Annotated in this window: 15 protein-coding genes; 3 read left to right on the forward strand and 12 right to left on the reverse strand. The window is 61.2% G+C overall.

The window, feature by feature from the left end:
- Nucleotides 1-94: 94 nt before the first annotated feature.
- Entirely contained in the window at nucleotides 95-763 is a 669-nt protein-coding gene (gene elbB / locus ACEN8Z_RS01815) for an isoprenoid biosynthesis glyoxalase ElbB (protein ID WP_495596612.1), read from the forward strand.
- A 119-nt stretch (nucleotides 764-882) separates the two neighbouring features.
- Here elbB and ACEN8Z_RS01820 read toward each other — a convergent pair whose 3' ends face one another.
- From ACEN8Z_RS01820 to ACEN8Z_RS01840, 5 genes are all read right to left on the reverse strand, one after another.
- Nucleotides 883-1,338 carry a YaiI/YqxD family protein gene (locus ACEN8Z_RS01820; protein WP_495596613.1) on the reverse strand — a complete coding sequence of 152 codons (456 nt, stop codon included), beginning with the start codon at nucleotides 1,336-1,338 and terminating at the stop codon, nucleotides 883-885.
- A gap of 109 nt (nucleotides 1,339-1,447) precedes the next feature.
- Nucleotides 1,448-3,346: an FTR1 family protein gene (locus ACEN8Z_RS01825; protein WP_495596614.1), complete on the reverse strand. Its 1,899-nt coding sequence runs from the start codon at nucleotides 3,344-3,346 to the stop codon at nucleotides 1,448-1,450.
- Nucleotides 3,347-3,508: 162 nt separating this feature from the next.
- Nucleotides 3,509-4,141, reverse strand: a complete 633-nt coding sequence (rhtB, locus tag ACEN8Z_RS01830) for a homoserine/homoserine lactone efflux protein (RefSeq protein WP_007998964.1) — start codon at nucleotides 4,139-4,141, stop codon at nucleotides 3,509-3,511.
- A 240-nt stretch (nucleotides 4,142-4,381) separates the two neighbouring features.
- Complete coding sequence (locus ACEN8Z_RS01835) at nucleotides 4,382-4,963, reverse strand: mechanosensitive ion channel family protein (RefSeq protein WP_277532933.1); 582 nt, start codon at nucleotides 4,961-4,963, stop codon at nucleotides 4,382-4,384.
- On the reverse strand, nucleotides 4,963-6,873 hold the full coding sequence (locus ACEN8Z_RS01840; protein ID WP_495596615.1) for an ATP-binding cassette domain-containing protein: 1,911 nt from the start codon (nucleotides 6,871-6,873) through the stop codon (nucleotides 4,963-4,965). The genes ACEN8Z_RS01835 and ACEN8Z_RS01840 overlap by 1 nt, the downstream gene beginning before the upstream one ends.
- Nucleotides 6,874-6,923: 50 nt before the next feature.
- Here ACEN8Z_RS01840 and ACEN8Z_RS01845 point away from each other — a divergent pair, with 50 nt between their 5' ends.
- Nucleotides 6,924-7,388, forward strand: coding sequence for a TIGR02444 family protein (locus ACEN8Z_RS01845; RefSeq protein ID WP_495596616.1), 465 nt, complete (start codon nucleotides 6,924-6,926; stop codon nucleotides 7,386-7,388).
- Here ACEN8Z_RS01845 and ACEN8Z_RS01850 read toward each other — a convergent pair.
- Nucleotides 7,385-8,557, reverse strand: a complete 1,173-nt coding sequence (locus tag ACEN8Z_RS01850; protein WP_495596617.1) for an AlgP family protein — start codon at nucleotides 8,555-8,557, stop codon at nucleotides 7,385-7,387. The genes ACEN8Z_RS01845 and ACEN8Z_RS01850 overlap by 4 nt on opposite strands.
- Nucleotides 8,558-8,749: 192 nt before the next feature.
- On the opposite strand from ACEN8Z_RS01850, the gene ACEN8Z_RS01855 reads away from it, so the two are divergent.
- Nucleotides 8,750-9,415 carry an FKBP-type peptidyl-prolyl cis-trans isomerase gene (locus tag ACEN8Z_RS01855; RefSeq protein ID WP_495596618.1) on the forward strand — a complete coding sequence of 222 codons (666 nt, stop codon included), beginning with the start codon at nucleotides 8,750-8,752 and terminating at the stop codon, nucleotides 9,413-9,415.
- A 60-nt stretch (nucleotides 9,416-9,475) separates the two neighbouring features.
- Here the strand turns inward: ACEN8Z_RS01855 and ACEN8Z_RS01860 are convergent, their stop codons facing one another.
- The 6 genes from ACEN8Z_RS01860 to hemC form a co-directional block, all read right to left on the reverse strand.
- Entirely contained in the window at nucleotides 9,476-9,934 is a 459-nt protein-coding gene (locus tag ACEN8Z_RS01860) for an Rsd/AlgQ family anti-sigma factor (protein WP_033052184.1), read from the reverse strand.
- Nucleotides 9,935-10,111: 177 nt separating this feature from the next.
- On the reverse strand, nucleotides 10,112-10,663 hold the full coding sequence (locus tag ACEN8Z_RS01865) for a disulfide bond formation protein B (protein ID WP_495596619.1): 552 nt from the start codon (nucleotides 10,661-10,663) through the stop codon (nucleotides 10,112-10,114).
- A 263-nt stretch (nucleotides 10,664-10,926) separates the two neighbouring features.
- On the reverse strand, nucleotides 10,927-12,165 hold the full coding sequence (locus tag ACEN8Z_RS01870) for a heme biosynthesis protein HemY (RefSeq protein ID WP_495596620.1): 1,239 nt from the start codon (nucleotides 12,163-12,165) through the stop codon (nucleotides 10,927-10,929).
- Complete coding sequence (locus tag ACEN8Z_RS01875) at nucleotides 12,162-13,325, reverse strand: uroporphyrinogen-III C-methyltransferase (protein WP_495596621.1); 1,164 nt, start codon at nucleotides 13,323-13,325, stop codon at nucleotides 12,162-12,164. Before ACEN8Z_RS01875 ends, ACEN8Z_RS01870 begins: the two co-directional genes overlap by 4 nt.
- Nucleotides 13,326-13,341: 16 nt before the next feature.
- The gene (locus ACEN8Z_RS01880; RefSeq protein WP_495596622.1) at nucleotides 13,342-14,109 is read right to left on the reverse strand and encodes a uroporphyrinogen-III synthase; all 768 of its coding nucleotides are present in this window, start codon (nucleotides 14,107-14,109) and stop codon (nucleotides 13,342-13,344) included.
- Nucleotides 14,106-15,047 carry a hydroxymethylbilane synthase gene (gene hemC / locus ACEN8Z_RS01885; protein WP_495596623.1) on the reverse strand — a complete coding sequence of 314 codons (942 nt, stop codon included), beginning with the start codon at nucleotides 15,045-15,047 and terminating at the stop codon, nucleotides 14,106-14,108. Before hemC ends, ACEN8Z_RS01880 begins: the two co-directional genes overlap by 4 nt.
- Nucleotides 15,048-15,182 lie beyond the last annotated feature (135 nt).

A 15,182-nucleotide genomic window follows, 5' to 3' on the forward strand; every position in this document is an offset into this window, starting at 1 on the left:
TGAGGACAGATGCTATGTGTAACCGTGAATTAACCCTATGGCAACGAGTGACAAATTAGTGGACATTTAACGCCATGAATCTGGAGAAAAGCCCATGAGCAAAAAAGTTGCAGTGATCCTTTCCGGTTGTGGCGTATACGACGGCGCCGAGCTCCACGAGAGTGTTATCACCCTGCTGCGCCTGGACCAGCGCGGAGCCCAGGTACAGTGTTTCGCACCGAACATCGCGCAGTTGCATGTGATCAACCACCTGACCGGCGAAGAAATGCCCGAGTCGCGCAACGTGCTGGTGGAATCGGCGCGGATTGCCCGGGGCAACATCAAGGATATCCGTGACGCGAACGTCGATGAGTTCGATGCGCTGATCGTGCCCGGCGGCTTCGGCTCGGCCAAGAACCTGTCCAGCTTCGCCATCGAAGGCGCCGGCTGCACCGTTCAACCGGATGTCCTGGCACTGACCGAAGCCTTTGCCGAGGCCGGCAAACCGGTGGGATTGATGTGCATTTCCCCTGCCCTGGCGGCAAAAATCTACGGCCCGGGTGTGACCTGCACCATTGGCAACGACACCGACACCGCTGCCGCGATGAACAAGATGGGTGCCACTCATACCGATTGCGCCGTCGGCGACATCGTCGAAGACAAGGCACGCAAACTGGTGAGCACCCCGGCTTACATGCTGGCGCAATCGATCAGCGAAGCGGCGTCGGGGATCAACAAGCTGGTAGACCGGGTACTGGAGCTGACCCACGAAAGCGATGCCTGACACTGTTCAAACATGTGGGAGCGAGCTTGCTCGCGATAGCGGTCCAGCAAGCGACATCAATGTTGAAGTTGCTGACCACATCGCGAGCAAGCTCGCTCCCACAGGGTTCATCGCAAGACTTAAGACTTGCGCGAAAGCCGAGTCAAAATCCGGTCCAGCGCATTGGCAAACGCCTGCTTTTCACGGTCGCCGAACGGCGCTGGCCCCCCGCTCGCTTGCCCCTGTTCGCGCAAATCGGTGAACAGGTTGCGCACGGCCAGTCGCTCCCCCATGTTCTGCGCATCAAACTCCTTGCCTCGTGGATCGAGCGCTGCCACGCCCTTCTTCACCAGACGGTCGGCCAATGGCACATCGCTGCAGATCACCAGCTCACCGGGGACCGCGTGTTCCACCAGGTAATCGTCCGCTGCATCTGGGCCGCTCGGCACCACGATCAGTTTGACCAACGTCAACCCCGGTTTGATCTGCGGCTGCCCGGCCACCAGCACCACTTCGAACTGGCGCTTGAGGGCAAACTTCACCACCAGGTCCTTGGCTGCCCGCGGACAGGCGTCGGCGTCGATCCACACACGCATTGGTTTTTCCTCTGTTGAAAAGCATCACGGGCAAACCACGCTCCCACAGGTTAACGCTAAACCTGTGGGAGCGTGGCTTGCCCGCGAAAGTGAGCGAAGCGAATGTCGTTTAAGAAACCTGCACGCGCTGCTTCTCGGCCACCCGGCTGCGGCCATACAACACGATAATCGCTGCAATCGCCACGGCCTGAGCACTCAGCGAATACGCATCGGCATGGATTCCCAACCATTCAAAGTCAAAGAACGGCACCGGTCGCGTACCGAAGATCCCGGCTTCCTGCAGCGCTTTCACGCCATGCCCGGCAAACACCACCGACAAGGCGCACAAAAGACCGGCGTTGATGCTGAAGAACAGCGCCAGCGGCAACTTCGCCGAACCGCGCAAAATCACCCAGGCCAGACCAATCAGCATCACCACAGCGGTCGCACCACCGGCCAGCACCGCGTTGTGCCCCGCGGGACCGGCCTGCAGCCACAGGGTTTCGTAGAACAGAATCACTTCGAACAATTCGCGATACACCGAGAAAAACGCCAGGGTCGCGAAGCCCAAACGCCCGCCGCCGCCCACCAGGCTGGTCTTGATGTAATCCTGCCAGGCCGCCGCGTGACGACGGTCATGCATCCACACGCCCAGCCACAGCACCATGACGCTGGCAAACAACGCCGTCGCGCCTTCCAGCAATTCGCGCTGCGAACCGCTGACATCGATCACATAGGCTGCCAGCGCCCAGGTGCCCAGCCCCGCCACAAACGCCAGGCCCCAGCCGACGTTAACGCTGCGCACCGCCGCTTGTTGACCCGTGTTACGCAGGAAAGCCAGGATCGCCGCCAGCACCAGAATCGCTTCAAGACCTTCGCGCAGCAGAATCAGCAAGCCGGAAATGTAACTCAACGACCAACTCAAACCGTCGTTGCCCAGCAGACCGGCCGACGCCTTCAACCTGGCCTTGGCCGCGTCCAGGCGCTGTTCGACGTCGTCCACCGGCAGGCCGTCCTGCAACGACTGACGGTAGGCCATCAGGGATTTTTCAGTGTCTTTACGCACATTGGCGTCAATGTTATCCAGCGAGCTTTCAACCAGCTCGAAGCCTTCCAGATACGCCGCTACCGATAAGTCATAAGCCTGATCATGCTCACCGGCACGATACGCCGCGATGCTCTTGTCCAGAGTGGCCGCGGTGTAGTCGAGCAATTGTGCCGGGCCACGCTTGACCTGCGGCGGTTGCGCCCGTTGGGCACGGAACGTCGCAGCGGCTTGCGAGCCTTCAGCGGACTGTACTTCGGCCGGAGTTTGACGGGCCAGGTCGGCGATGTTGTAGGTTTTGCCAGCATTGGCTGTCGCCAGGTCGACACTGAAGCTGGCGATATAGGTGGCCAGGTCCCAACGCTGACGATCATCCAGTTGATCGGCAAAGGCTGGCATATCCGTCCCTTCGACACCCAGGCCCAAGGTGCTGTAGATCGCGTAGAGGCTCAGGCGATCCAGCCGAGTGGTATCGCGCAGGTTGGACGGCGGTGGCGTCATGCCGACACCTGCCGGGCCGTCGCCAGCCCCCGTGTCGCCATGGCAAACCGAGCAATGTTGAGCGTACAGCGGCGCCCCACGCGACGGGTCCGGCGTAATGACCGGGGCCTGGCTGACTTCATATGCCACGGCCAGCTTCGCACCCAGTTGCCGGGTCTGGCGAGTGACCTCGGCACCGTCCTGACGGGCGCCGATGGAGTTTCCCAGCGAGGTCAGGCTTTGCTCCAGTGCAGCTTTTTCCGGTTTGGCCGGCATGACTGCAATCAGACTTCCCAGCGTCTTGACCGACTCTTGCTGCGCGCGAAATCCGGCCTGATCCGTGATGCTGCCCGCCTGCACCGTGTCCGGGTAATCCGCGCCGATGTAATCGAGCAAGTGCAGCGCTTGCGGCGCACCTTCTGCGGAGGCGGCCAACAGCTGAAAGCTGCACGCAGCCAATAGCGGCAGCAACAGCCAGGCCAGGAAACGGGTGGGGGCAATCATGAATGAATCTCAATTTTAAAAACGAAGTTACATATTGTTAACGCCCAACGGATTTCGCTCAAGCTTTGTTGGGCCTCCCTGCGAAATCGCGGGCTCTCCAAGGTACTGATTCGTCAATGAAAAAGGCGACCACATGGGTCGCCTTTTGGGGTTTCTGTCGGTTTAGACCGCGGCTCTGCGCAGCGTCGCCATGAACGCTGCCGCCCCGATGAACAGCCCGGCAAAGGTCCGGTTCATGCGTTTTTGCTGTTTCGGTGTGCGCAGCAGACGCAGCACTTTGGACGCCAAACCGGTGTAGCCGGCCATGACGATCAGGTCGACGCAGACCATGGTCACGCCGATCACCAGATACTGAATCAGCAGCGGAGCATGGGGGTCGATGAACTGCGGCAACACCGCCAGCATGAACACCAGCGCCTTGGGGTTGCTGATGTTCACCAGGAAACCACGGAACACCAGGGCCATCGGCTTGCCGATCTGGCGCACTGCCGCGTCATCGCTCATATCGCTGGGCAGCGCCCGCCATTGCTTGATCGCGAGGTAGACCAGATACGCCACGCCAAACCATTTGATTGCGTAGAAGGCCGTGGCCGAAGCCGTGAGAATGGCGCCGACACCGGCACCGACGATGGCGATCTGCAAAGCCAGGCCCAATTGCAGGCCCAGGGCATTCCAGTAGCCGCGCCAGAAGCCGTATTGCAGGCCGCTGGACATCGACGCAATGGCGCCGGCACCGGGGGACAGGCTGATTACCCAGCAGGCGGCAAAAAACGCCAGCCATGTTTGAAGCTCCATTGCACACCTCGACTCAGACTCGTGACAGACGTCTAAGCTAATGCGGCTTTGGGTGGATGACTATCGATTTTTTGCAGGACATGGCGACGGCCGACCAGCGTTCAGGGCTTGAGGGCCCCTTCGCGAGCAAGCCCGCTCCCACATCAAACCGATGTCGCTAACAAGAACGCGATCACCTGTGGGAGCGGGCTTGCTCCGGGCGGCGATCCGACGATGGCGGTGTATCAGGCAGCAGAAGGTTTACTTTTCAAACCCGCTGGAAGGAAACACATCCGTCCCGCGCCAGCGTCGCACCGAACGCTGGAAGAACAAACTGTTGGGCACTTGCACCATGGCGCTGCCAGTGCCAAGTTCTTCGGCCTCGACCAACGTGGTGTAAAGAAGATTGATCGCCACCACCCGGCCTTTGACGCCGGGTTTGTCGGTGGTGTCCACCAACTCGACCACGTCACCTATGCGAAACGGGCCGACGGTAAAGATCAGGATCGCGCACAGCAGGTTCGACAGCACGCTCCACATGGCGAAAAACGCCACCGCCGCCACCGCGACGAAACCGGACAACGCGGTCCAGAGCACCGTGGCCGATACACCAAGTCGCTCCAGGACGAAAATCAACGCACTGCCCATGATCAACCAGCGCAAACCGCCCCGCAGCGGCATCAACAACTGCGGCGGGAACGGGTAACGCTCACCGAGACGGGTCAGACATTTCGCGACGAAGCGCTGGGCGAAGTACCCGGCCAGCAGGATCAGCAGGATTTGCACGCCGAGCCAGATCGGCTCGACCCACACCGCCGGCAACGGCAGTTTGAAGGCGTCCATCAGGACAGCGCCTCCAGCTCCGCCTGCATGCTTTCCAGCAATTCCAGAGCCTCCATCCACGCGTCTTCCAGCTCCGCCTCACGCACCTTCAGCCTGGCCTGTTCGGCCAGCAGATCGCGCAATTCGTTCTTGCGCGCCGGCTCGTAGATATCGCTGTCGCCAAGGCTGGCATCGATTTTCGCCAGCTTTTCGTGCATCTTGCCCAGCTCGGTTTCAAGCTTGTCAGCTTCGCGCTTGTGCGGTGCCAATTGCTGGCGCAACGCAGCAGCGGCCTGACGCTGGGCTTTCTTGTCGGTCTTGTCCGGGTTGACCGGCGTGTTGCTGACTGGGGCGTTACGCTGGCGATACTCCACCAGCCAGCGGGTGTAGTCCTCCAGGTCGCCGTCGAACTCCTCGACCTTGCCGTCCGCCACCAGATAGAAATTGTCGGTGGTGCTTTTGAGCAAATGCCGGTCGTGGGAGACCACCAGTACCGCGCCACTGAATTCCTGCAGGGCCATGGTCAGCGCCAGGCGCATTTCCAGGTCCAGGTGGTTGGTCGGTTCGTCGAGCAGCAACAGGTTCGGTCGATCCCAGGCGATCAACGCCAACGCCAGGCGCGCTTTTTCGCCACCGGAGAAATTCAGTACCGGCTCGTCGATTCGCGCACCACGGAAGTCGAAACCGCCAAGGAAGTCGCGCAGGGTCTGCTCGCGCTCGGTCGGCGCCAGGCGCTGCAAGTGCAGCAACGGGCTGGCCTTGGAATCCAGAGAGTCGAGCTGATGCTGGGCGAAGTAACCGACCACGGTGTTCTCGCCACGGGTCAAGCGGCCGGCCAATGGCGAGAGCTCACCGGCAAGGTTCTTGATCAGGGTCGATTTACCGGCGCCGTTAGGGCCGAGCAGACCGATTCGCGCTCCCGGAGTCAGTTGCAGCTTGACCTTCTCCAGCACGGCTTTGTCGCCGTAACCCAGACGGGCATCGGACAGGTCGATCAGCGGGCTGGAAATTTTCTGCGATTCACGGAAGACAAAGTCGAACGGCGAATCAACGTGGGCAGCGGTCAACTCTTCCATCCGCTCCAGTGCCTTGATCCGGCTCTGGGCCTGACGGGCCTTGGTGGCTTGGGCCTTGAAGCGGGCGATGTAGCTTTCCATGTGCGCACGTTGCACCTGCTGCTTCTCGTACGCCTGCTGTTGCTGGGCCAGACGTTCGGCACGGGCGCGCTCGAAGGCGCTGTAGCCACCGCGGTACAGGGTGATCTTGCGCTGATCGACATGGGCCACGTGGTCGACCACGGCATCGAGGAAGTCCCGGTCGTGGGAGATCAGCATCAAGGTGCCCGGATAGCTCTTGAGCCACTCTTCGAGCCAGATGATGGCGTCGAGGTCCAGGTGGTTGGTCGGTTCGTCGAGCAGCAACAGGTCCGAAGGGCACATCAGTGCCTGCGCCAGGTTCAGACGCATCCGCCAGCCACCAGAGAAATCCCCTACCGGGCGATCCATCTGCTCGTTGGTGAAGCCAAGGCCTGCCAACAACTTGCGGGCGCGGGCGTCGGCGGTGTAACCGTCGGCACTGTCGAGTTCCGAGTGCAGGCGGGCCTGTGCGGCACCGTCATGGGCCGCTTCGGCTGTCGCCAGGTCGCGTTGCACCTGGCGCAGGCGCAGGTCGCCATCGAGCACGTAGTCGACCGCCAGGCGTTCGAGGGTATCGACCTCCTGGCGCATGTGGGCGATACGCCAGTCGGCCGGCAGGAAGCAATCACCCGAGTCCGGGTGCAGCTCGCCCCGAAGCAAGGCGAACAGGCTCGATTTGCCGGCGCCGTTGGCACCGATGAGGCCGGCTTTCTGGCCGGCGTGCAGGGTCAGCTCGGCGTCTTCTAGCAGACGTTGCGGGCCACGCTGTAAAGTCAGGTTCTGAAGTCGAATCATAATGGCGGCGGAGTCTACCAGCTTCGCTCGCAACTGGCGCGAGTAGCACTATGTCCTCTGACCTGTGGAGCTTTTCCCTGACCACTTACGCCCGTCCGGGTGTTGAGCAGGCATGCCTGCAATTGCAGTCGGCGGGAGTCAATGTGTGTCTGCTGCTGTGTGGTGCGTGGTTGGGACAACGAGGTGTGGCCTGCGATGAGCAACGCTTGCAGCAGCTTCGTAGTGTGGCCGTCTCGTGGGACACCGATGTCGTGCAGCCGTTGCGCGCCTTGCGCACGCAATGGAAAGCCGCGGCCACGCAAGACGCCGGGTTGCATACCCTGCGCGAACAAGTGAAGGCACTGGAGCTGGAAGCCGAAAGGCATCTGTTGTTGCGGCTGGAGAGCGCGGCGCAGAGTTGGCCGCAAGGTGCCGAGACCGATCTGGCGGCCTGGCTGGAAGGTGCGACGGCGGGTGCCGCCCACCTGCACCGCGACGCGCTGCATCAGCTGCGCGTCGCGGTAACCGGCACTTAGGAAGCGCTGGTCGGGGTGGAGATTGCTGCGCTCGGAACGGCGGCCGGCGTTGGTGCTGGCGTAGCTGTCGAGGTGGTAGCTGCCGGAGTGGATGTTGCGGCTGGAGCCGGGGAGGCTGGCTTGGCAACAGGCGCGGTCGCTGGCTTGGCGGCAACCGGTTTTTTCACTGCAGGTTTGGCCGCTGGTTTTGCAGCGGGTTTGACTGCGGCTGGTTTGGCTGCACTGGCAGTGGCCGGTTTGGCGGCTGGTTTTGCTGGCGCTTTCGCAGCTGGTTTTGCCGCTGGCTTGGCAGCTGGTTTCGCCGCGACAGGTTTGGCCGCCGGCTTGGCAGCAGGTTTCGCCGCTGCAGTTTTGGCTGCTGGTTTGGCAGCAGGTCTAGCGGCAGGCTTGGCAGCGGCGGTTCGCGCCGCGGCAGGTTTCGCCGCCGGTTTGGCAGCGGGTTTCGCCGCTGCGGTTTTGGCTGCTGGTTTGGCAGCAGGTCTAGCGGCTGGTTTAGCGGCTGGTTTAGCGGCAGGCTTGGCAGCAGCGGTTCGCGCTGCGGCAGGTTTGGCGGCCGCTGTTCTTGCAGCAGGTTTGGCTGCGGCAGTTTTAGCAGCAGGTTTTGCAGCGCTGGCTGCAACAGGTTTTTTCGCTGCCGGTTTAGCGGCAGGCTTGGCTGCGGCTTTCACCGGTGCTTTGGCAACCGGTTTGGCGGCAGGCTTGGCCGGTGCTTTTGCAGCAGCCGGTTTGGCAGCGGCTTTCTTCGCAGGTGCCGCAGCAGGTTTGGCCGCACGCAGGGACAACACCTTGCCGACAGCCTCTTGTACACGACCGACGCCCTGGGCCAGTTTCAGGCTTTCCTGAGCATCGCGCTTGAGTTGCAGAATGTAGCCACGGGTTTCCGATTGACGATCCTTGAGGGCATCGAGCAGCTCCTCAAGATCGGCCACTACGTCCTTGGCCTTGGCTTGCGCCTTGGCTTTTCCGGCCGCCGCAGCGTCCTGCAATTTGGTGCGGGACTTGTGCAGTTTTTCTTGCGCTTTTCCGCGCTGCTTTTCCAGCTTGGCGAGCAGTTTTTCAGCATCAGCCAAGGCTTCGGAACAAGCGGTTTCCAGATGCTCGAGCAGGCTGCCCGAGAGTTGTTGGAGCAGATGCAATGGAGTGTTTACTGGCTTCTTGGTGGCCGACATGGTTTACCTCCTGGCTGAAGTGAGTGCGGCTCATACTAGACCTCTGCTGCAACCGCCGCTAGGGCATGTTGACACTATCGAAAGCGCCGCGTTGCAAAGGATTGAAAAACTTCTGCATCGGCGCAAAAGCAGTTCACCGTTGTGCGCATTCTCACTGGCATAATCGCCCGCAATTCAGGCCGGAGAGTGACCATGTCGCGCTACCTTTTTTTATCGCTGTGCGTGTTTTTTTCGGTGGCCCAGGCCGCCGAAAAAACACAGGAAAATGAAGCCCACGATCTGGCTTACAGTCTGGGTGCAAGTCTTGGCGAACGCTTGCGCCAGGAGGTTCCCGATCTGCAACTTCAAGCGCTGGTCGAAGGCTTGCAGCAGGCTTACCAAGGCAAACCTCTGGCGCTGAAGGACGAGCAGATCGAACAGATCCTGACCGAGCACGAAGCCCGGGTTGCCGTGCAATCGGCTCAACCTCATAGCGAAGCGGCACTGGAAAAAGAACAGCGTTTTCTTGCCGAAGAAAAAGCCAAACCCGGCGTGCGTGAATTGGCAGATGGCGTGCTGCTCACCGAATTGATTTCGGGCAATGGTGCCAAGGCCGGACCGAACGGCAAGGTGCAGGTGCTGTACATCGGTCGCTTGCCCGACGGTACGGTGTTCGATCAGAACAGCCAGCCACAATGGTTCAGCCTCGACAGCGTGATCGCCGGATGGCGCAGTGCATTGCAAAACATGCCGGTAGGGGCGAAATGGCGACTGGTGATTCCATCGGCCCAGGCCTATGGCGCCGATGGTGCCGGTGACGTGATCGCACCGTTCACTCCACTGGTGTTTGAAGTTGAATTGCGTGGTGCAACCAGCTGACGACGGAAACGAAAAACGGCGTGCCTTGGCACGCCGTTTCAGGGGCTTGCGGGAAGCGAATCATGCCTGAACCGGATCGGCTTCCTTGTGAGCGGTGTGCAGCACTTCGATCAGGCAATCTTCCAGCTCGAAGCGCTCGTGCAACAGGCCACCCAGTTCCTTGAACTTCTCTGCAACGCATTTGCCTTCGTCGCAAAGGTCATTGAACGCAAGCAGCTTTTCAGTGATGACATCGATGCGCGGGTAGATAGTCTCGGCGAGCTCAAGACCACGCTTGTCGTTGAAGGCCTTGGCCTCCCCCGTCAGTTGCTCGTAGATCTCGAAATGCCCGGCCGATACATAATCGACCAGCACGCCGCAGAACTCCTGCAAAGGCTTGCGATTCGTGGACAGTGTCTCTGGATCGGCACCGAGCTTGTCGTATGCATCGATCAGCTCTTTGCGCTCCTGCAACCAGCGATCGATCAGCAGGTGCACTCCACCCCAGCGTTCCTGAGCATTCTGACAACTTTCGAGCATGGTGATCTCTCTTCCCTTGTGGGTCAGCTGCTCTATGCCCGCTCGCCTCTTGTAACGTCGGTGGGCGGTCAGGCAGAGCGTCATCGAGCAACATAATTCCAATGACACGTGCGGGCCAGATTATGCCCGCACGACACTGGCTTCAAGGTACGCAGGCGATAAAGTTCATACAAGTGTTTAATCGCCCGCAAAGGCCCGGTGCGACGACTCGCCGCTGAGTGGTCGCTGATAGCTGGTCCAGACCAGTCGCAACGACTGATAAACGGCCAGAATCATCATCGCGACGAAGAACAGCAGGCTCCACTCGGTGAGACTCAGATCGAACAGCGTCCAGGAAATTTCCACACAACCGGCAGCTCCCTTGAACATTTGCTGTACGACGGATAGCCACGGAGAACTGGCCAACAGTTCCGCCAGATGGGTCGAGCACGCCGCTGCCTGTTCCGCCGGAAGGCTTTGCAGCAGGACCTGTCGCCACGCCGAGACAGTACCGGCCAGGCTGCAACAAAGACTGAGCAGCCAATACAGAACGTTTCCGATGCGACCGGGGCCATGGACTGAAGCCATCAGGCAGACACCGGTAAGGAGCGCCAGGCAAAATCGCTGCACAAGACACAAACCGCAAGGCCGCAGGCCGACTGCATATTCCAGGTAGTAGGAAACGCCCATCGCCAGGGCACCCGCAACGAAAGCCATGAAAAACAAGGAGCGTGAACAGGCCAAAGACATGGCTTTTCCGTAAAAGTAGTGACAGACCGTTACGGTAGAGGAAAGCGCGACAGCCTTTCAAGGCAACTGCCCACAGAGACTTCAGCACAGGTGTAGGGAAATCCCGACGCAGGCGAGAGGATAAAATGTAGTCCTCTGTAGGACTTTGCCTGCGACGAAATTTTGCGACTGAACTTCAACTTATCATCGCACTGCGGCGAGGGCGATTGCTCCCTCGCAGCAGGTCATCGCTCAGACGCCGGAGCCTGGCGCCAGCGAATGGGTCAAGCGCGGACTGGCACTGGCAGAGGGGCCGCGAGCAAGCGTTTATCCAACAACCCCAGGCCTTCCTGAAACAGCTGGTTGCTGCGCTCGGTATCGCCCATTTGCGCCAGCAAGCGTGCCAGCTCCGCACAGGCTTCCGGATTGCGTTGCACGCGCAGGCTGCTTTCCAGATAGTCCCGGGCCTTGCCCCACAAACTGTTTTGCAGGCAAAGACGACCCAGTGTCAGCAGCAGACCCGGATCGGCCGGATGGTCCCTGAGCCAGCCTTCGGCGGCCTGTAACTGGCGGGCCGGATCCTTGCCGCGAACCAGTCCGTAGAGACGTGCCAGATGACTGTCGTAGCTGCGCTTGAGAGCGGTGCGCAGCACTTCTTCGGCCTCGACCTGAGCCCCCAATTGCCGCAATTGTTCGGCATATGCGAGCACCAGTTGCGGCTCCTGACGCTGTGCCGAGGTCAGTTGCTGCCACGCACGTTCAAGCGATTGCTGCCCCACCGTTCCGTCTTCCTCCCGTTGCGCCGCCAGAGACAGGTTCGCCCCCCAGGCCCGACGCTCCAGCTCGGAGAGCTCGGCCGCTGGCAGGATTTTGTCCTTGCGCAACTCCGGCAGCAGGCGAATCACTGCCGACCAGTCACCACGCTGCTGAAGCAGGCGCTGCAACTGACGCAAGGTCTGTGCGTTATGAGGATGGCGTTCATGCATGGCTTGCAGGGTGGCGAGGGCGCCTTCGGTATCACCGCGGTCGGTCTGCAACTGGGCGTGGCTCAAGGCGATCGCCAACTCGGCCTGGGGCTGACGTTCCAGGGCGCGCTCCAACAAGTTGTCGCTTTCTTCGTACTTGCCTTGTTCGTTCGCCGCACGGGCCGCACCGAGGTAGTAAAGCAGCGGTTGGCGCTCGGCTTCGGCAGCCCGATGCAAGTGACGTTGCGCACTGGCCCAGCGACCCTCGGCGAGGTCCAGTTGACCGTGCTCGATCGCCACCTGCACCCGACGGCTGCGGTTACGCCGCGACCACGGATTGACCACGCCACTGGAAGCCATCACCAGTTCGACCAGCGACTTGATGCCCCAGATCACCAGCCAGAGCACAGCCACCAAAGCCAGGGTCGCCCACAGGCTCGACTCATAGCGGAAGGTCTTGTAGGCAATCAGCACGTAACCGGAATGTTCGGCAATCGCCAGTCCCAACGCAGCAGCCGCGGCGATCACGAGGAACACGATCACATAGAGGCGTTTCATGGCGTGCCCTCCGGCGCGGTGTTCGCGGCAGGCCTGGCCAGTGGCTTGACCGAATCCTCGGCGTTGACGTTGCGCCGCTCCAGATACCCCTGCACCGCGCTCAGGGTGCCGGTCATATCCGGCGTGACTACGGTGACGGGTTGCTTGCTCAGCTCGGCCACCTGTTCAAGCATGATTTTGCTTTGTGCGTTGTCCGGATTGAAATTGCCCTTGAGGATGTCCCGCGCTTCATCCAGCACTTGGGAGTAAACCGCAGCCTGGCCATTGAGTGCGGCCCACTGTGCTTGCTCCAGTGCCAGGCTCAGGGCCAGGCGTACCTGGCTCAGGCTCTGGCCGGCCAGCAATGGGCGAACGTTTTTGTCGGCATTGAAATCGATACGGATGTAGCGCGAAATCTGATCCCACCATTGCGCCCAGCGACTGGCACCGTCGCCATCGGCAGTCAGGCCCAGCAACGAATCGCCACGGTCCTTGTACTCAGGGGCCAGCTCGGTGAGGCTGGCCACCTGCTCGCGCAACGCGCCCAGACGCAGAAACAGCCCGGTGCGATCGGGCTGTTCGGTGCTGCGCAAGGCGATCAGTGTCTTGGCTACCTGCTCGCGAGCGGCAAAGGAGCCCGGGTCGTTCTGCTCGCGCAGTATCTCGTCGGCGCCCTGTACCAGTGCCTGGGCGCTGCTGATGTCCTGCAAGGCGGACAGTCGCAGGCTGGCCAGACGCAGCAGGTGCTCGGCCTCGGCCAGACGCCAGTCCTTGCGACTGGCGCCGAGTACGGTTTCCAGCCGCTGGTTCAGCCTCTGCTGATCTCCTTGCAGCTGAATCACCAGACGGCTGCGTGCTTCCAGTTCATCGGCGGGGGGCAATTGCGCCAGGCGTGCGCTCAGGCGCTCCTCATTGAGCTTGAGGTTTTGCGCCTGGTCATTCAACGCCTGTACCTGGCTCAGTTGCTGCTGACTATTGGCTTGCAGGTGACGCACCTGCCAGACACCCCAACCGCCCACCGCAACGCCGGCCGCACCCAGCAGCAGCGCGAAAATTGCCAGACCATTGCCTCGACGCCGCTCGGCAGCAGCTGGCGGCGGCGGCATTTCATCAACAGGTGCATCAACAGGTGCATCAAGCACCGGTCGCGAGTCATCTTTAGGCAAGGCTGTTTCGCTCACGTATCCATCCTTTGCATTAGAAAACGGGTACGGGATACTCCCGTAACGCCGCAAGCAAAGCCGCGGCACTGGCACCGCGACAATCCACAACTGTTCTGGCCCCGGCGGCACGCGCCATCTCGGCAACCCTGGGGCTTGGTACAAACAACGGCAACCGCGCCAACTGCGGCCAGGCGTCGCCGGCCAATTGATGCAGGTGCTCAAAACCTTGTCCACTGCTGACCACCAGCCCGTTCAGGCGTTCCGCCTGTATCCGTTCCGGCAGCACTGTCGGCGGGTAAACCGGCATTGCCCGGCGGTACAGCTCCAGGTACTCGACACTAGCACCAAGCTCACGCAAACGCTCCGCCAGCAACTCGCGCCCGCCCTCCCCGCGCAGGATCAGCACTCGCGGATCGGGTTGTGCGATAGCCTCGCGCAGTCGGGAAAGTTCGAGCAAGGCTTCACTGTCATCGCCTTCTGCCGGGAAGCTCACGTCCAACCCGTGATCCCCGAGGACCTGTGCAGTCGCCGCGCCGACGCTGAACCACTTCACAGCGGGCAGCGTTGGCCAATACCGGGCGAGCAGCTCGACGCCGATCCGGGCGGCCGGTTTGCTGACCACAATGACGGCGCAGAACTGATCCAGCGCCTGAATCACCTGGCGCATTGTGTCAGTGGCCGCTATGGGCTCGATGTCCAAAAGCGGCAGACTGTTACTGAATATCCCCTGCTCGGCCAAAAAACTGCTCAGCGCCGCCGACTCTTCGGCGGGACGCGTCAGCAGCAAGCGCCAGCCAGTCACTCGTGACCAGCCTCGCCATAGACCGCCTTGAGAATGTCATCGGCACCCTGGCTGAGAAGATCTTCGGCCACTCGCACACCCAGCGCCTCGGCATCGGCACGAGGTGCGCGGGCTTGTGCGCTGAGCAGCCGGCCACCGCCTGGATCGCCCACCAGCCCGCGCAACCAGACCTGCTCACCTTCCAGCACGGCGTAGCAGGCAATCGGCACCTGGCAGCCGCCATTGAGGTGCTTGTTGAGGGCTCGTTCGGCGGTCACGCGGGTGGCGGTGTCCGGGTGATGCAGGGGAGCCAGCAGCGCATGGATTTCAATGTCGGCGCTGCGGCATTCGATACCTACCGCGCCCTGACCACCGGCCGGAAGGCTGTCGTCGACACTGATGGCCGAAGTGATGCGATCTTCAAAGCCCAGGCGAATCAGGCCGGCCGCGGCGAGGATGATGGCGTCGTATTCACCGGCATCGAGCTTGGCCAGGCGGGTGTTGACGTTGCCGCGCAGAAAACGGATTTCCAGGTCCGGACGACGGGTCAGCAATTGAGCCTGGCGACGCAGGCTGGAAGTGCCGACGATACTGCCTTGGGGCAGCTCATCCAGGCTAGCGTAGGTATTGGAAACGAAGGCATCGCGCGGGTCTTCCCGCTCGCAAATGCAGAACAGACCGAGGCCTTCGGGGAAGTCCATCGGCACGTCCTTCATGGAGTGCACGGCGATGTCGGCTTCATTTTCCAGCAGCGCGGTTTCGAGCTCCTTGACGAACAGGCCCTTGCCGCCGATTTTCGACAGTGGTGAGTCAAGCAGCTTGTCACCACGGCTGACCATGGGAACGAGGCTCACCAGCAGGCCTGGATGAGCCGCTTCAAGGCGGGCTTTGACGTATTCGGCCTGCCACAGGGCGAGAGCGCTTTTGCGGGTGGCGATGCGGATCTGGCGAGAGGACATGGATCAATCCGTACTGAATAGATATGACGGATAATAACAGCTCAGCCAAATCCACTTTGACTTGTATCAGATACTACTCGGCCTCCCTGGCCCCGGATGTCCGGCAATCGGGTGTGAAATGAGTTTGCAAACAGC

The sequence above is a fragment of the Pseudomonas sp. Pseusp10 genome (genome assembly GCF_059492225.1).

Coding starts and splice junctions, on each gene's coding strand:
- elbB (WP_495596612.1), top strand. CDS start 95: ATGAGCAAAAAAGTTGCAGTGATCCTTTCCGGTTGTGGCGTATACGAC.
- ACEN8Z_RS01820 (WP_495596613.1), bottom strand. CDS start 1,338: ATGCGTGTGTGGATCGACGCCGACGCCTGTCCGCGGGCAGCCAAGGAC.
- ACEN8Z_RS01825 (WP_495596614.1), bottom strand. CDS start 3,346: ATGATTGCCCCCACCCGTTTCCTGGCCTGGCTGTTGCTGCCGCTATTG.
- rhtB (WP_007998964.1), bottom strand. CDS start 4,141: ATGGAGCTTCAAACATGGCTGGCGTTTTTTGCCGCCTGCTGGGTAATC.
- ACEN8Z_RS01835 (WP_277532933.1), bottom strand. CDS start 4,963: ATGGACGCCTTCAAACTGCCGTTGCCGGCGGTGTGGGTCGAGCCGATC.
- ACEN8Z_RS01840 (WP_495596615.1), bottom strand. CDS start 6,873: ATGATTCGACTTCAGAACCTGACTTTACAGCGTGGCCCGCAACGTCTG.
- ACEN8Z_RS01845 (WP_495596616.1), top strand. CDS start 6,924: ATGTCCTCTGACCTGTGGAGCTTTTCCCTGACCACTTACGCCCGTCCG.
- ACEN8Z_RS01850 (WP_495596617.1), bottom strand. CDS start 8,557: ATGTCGGCCACCAAGAAGCCAGTAAACACTCCATTGCATCTGCTCCAA.
- ACEN8Z_RS01855 (WP_495596618.1), top strand. CDS start 8,750: ATGTCGCGCTACCTTTTTTTATCGCTGTGCGTGTTTTTTTCGGTGGCC.
- ACEN8Z_RS01860 (WP_033052184.1), bottom strand. CDS start 9,934: ATGCTCGAAAGTTGTCAGAATGCTCAGGAACGCTGGGGTGGAGTGCAC.
- ACEN8Z_RS01865 (WP_495596619.1), bottom strand. CDS start 10,663: ATGTCTTTGGCCTGTTCACGCTCCTTGTTTTTCATGGCTTTCGTTGCG.
- ACEN8Z_RS01870 (WP_495596620.1), bottom strand. CDS start 12,165: ATGAAACGCCTCTATGTGATCGTGTTCCTCGTGATCGCCGCGGCTGCT.
- hemC (WP_495596623.1), bottom strand. CDS start 15,047: ATGTCCTCTCGCCAGATCCGCATCGCCACCCGCAAAAGCGCTCTCGCC.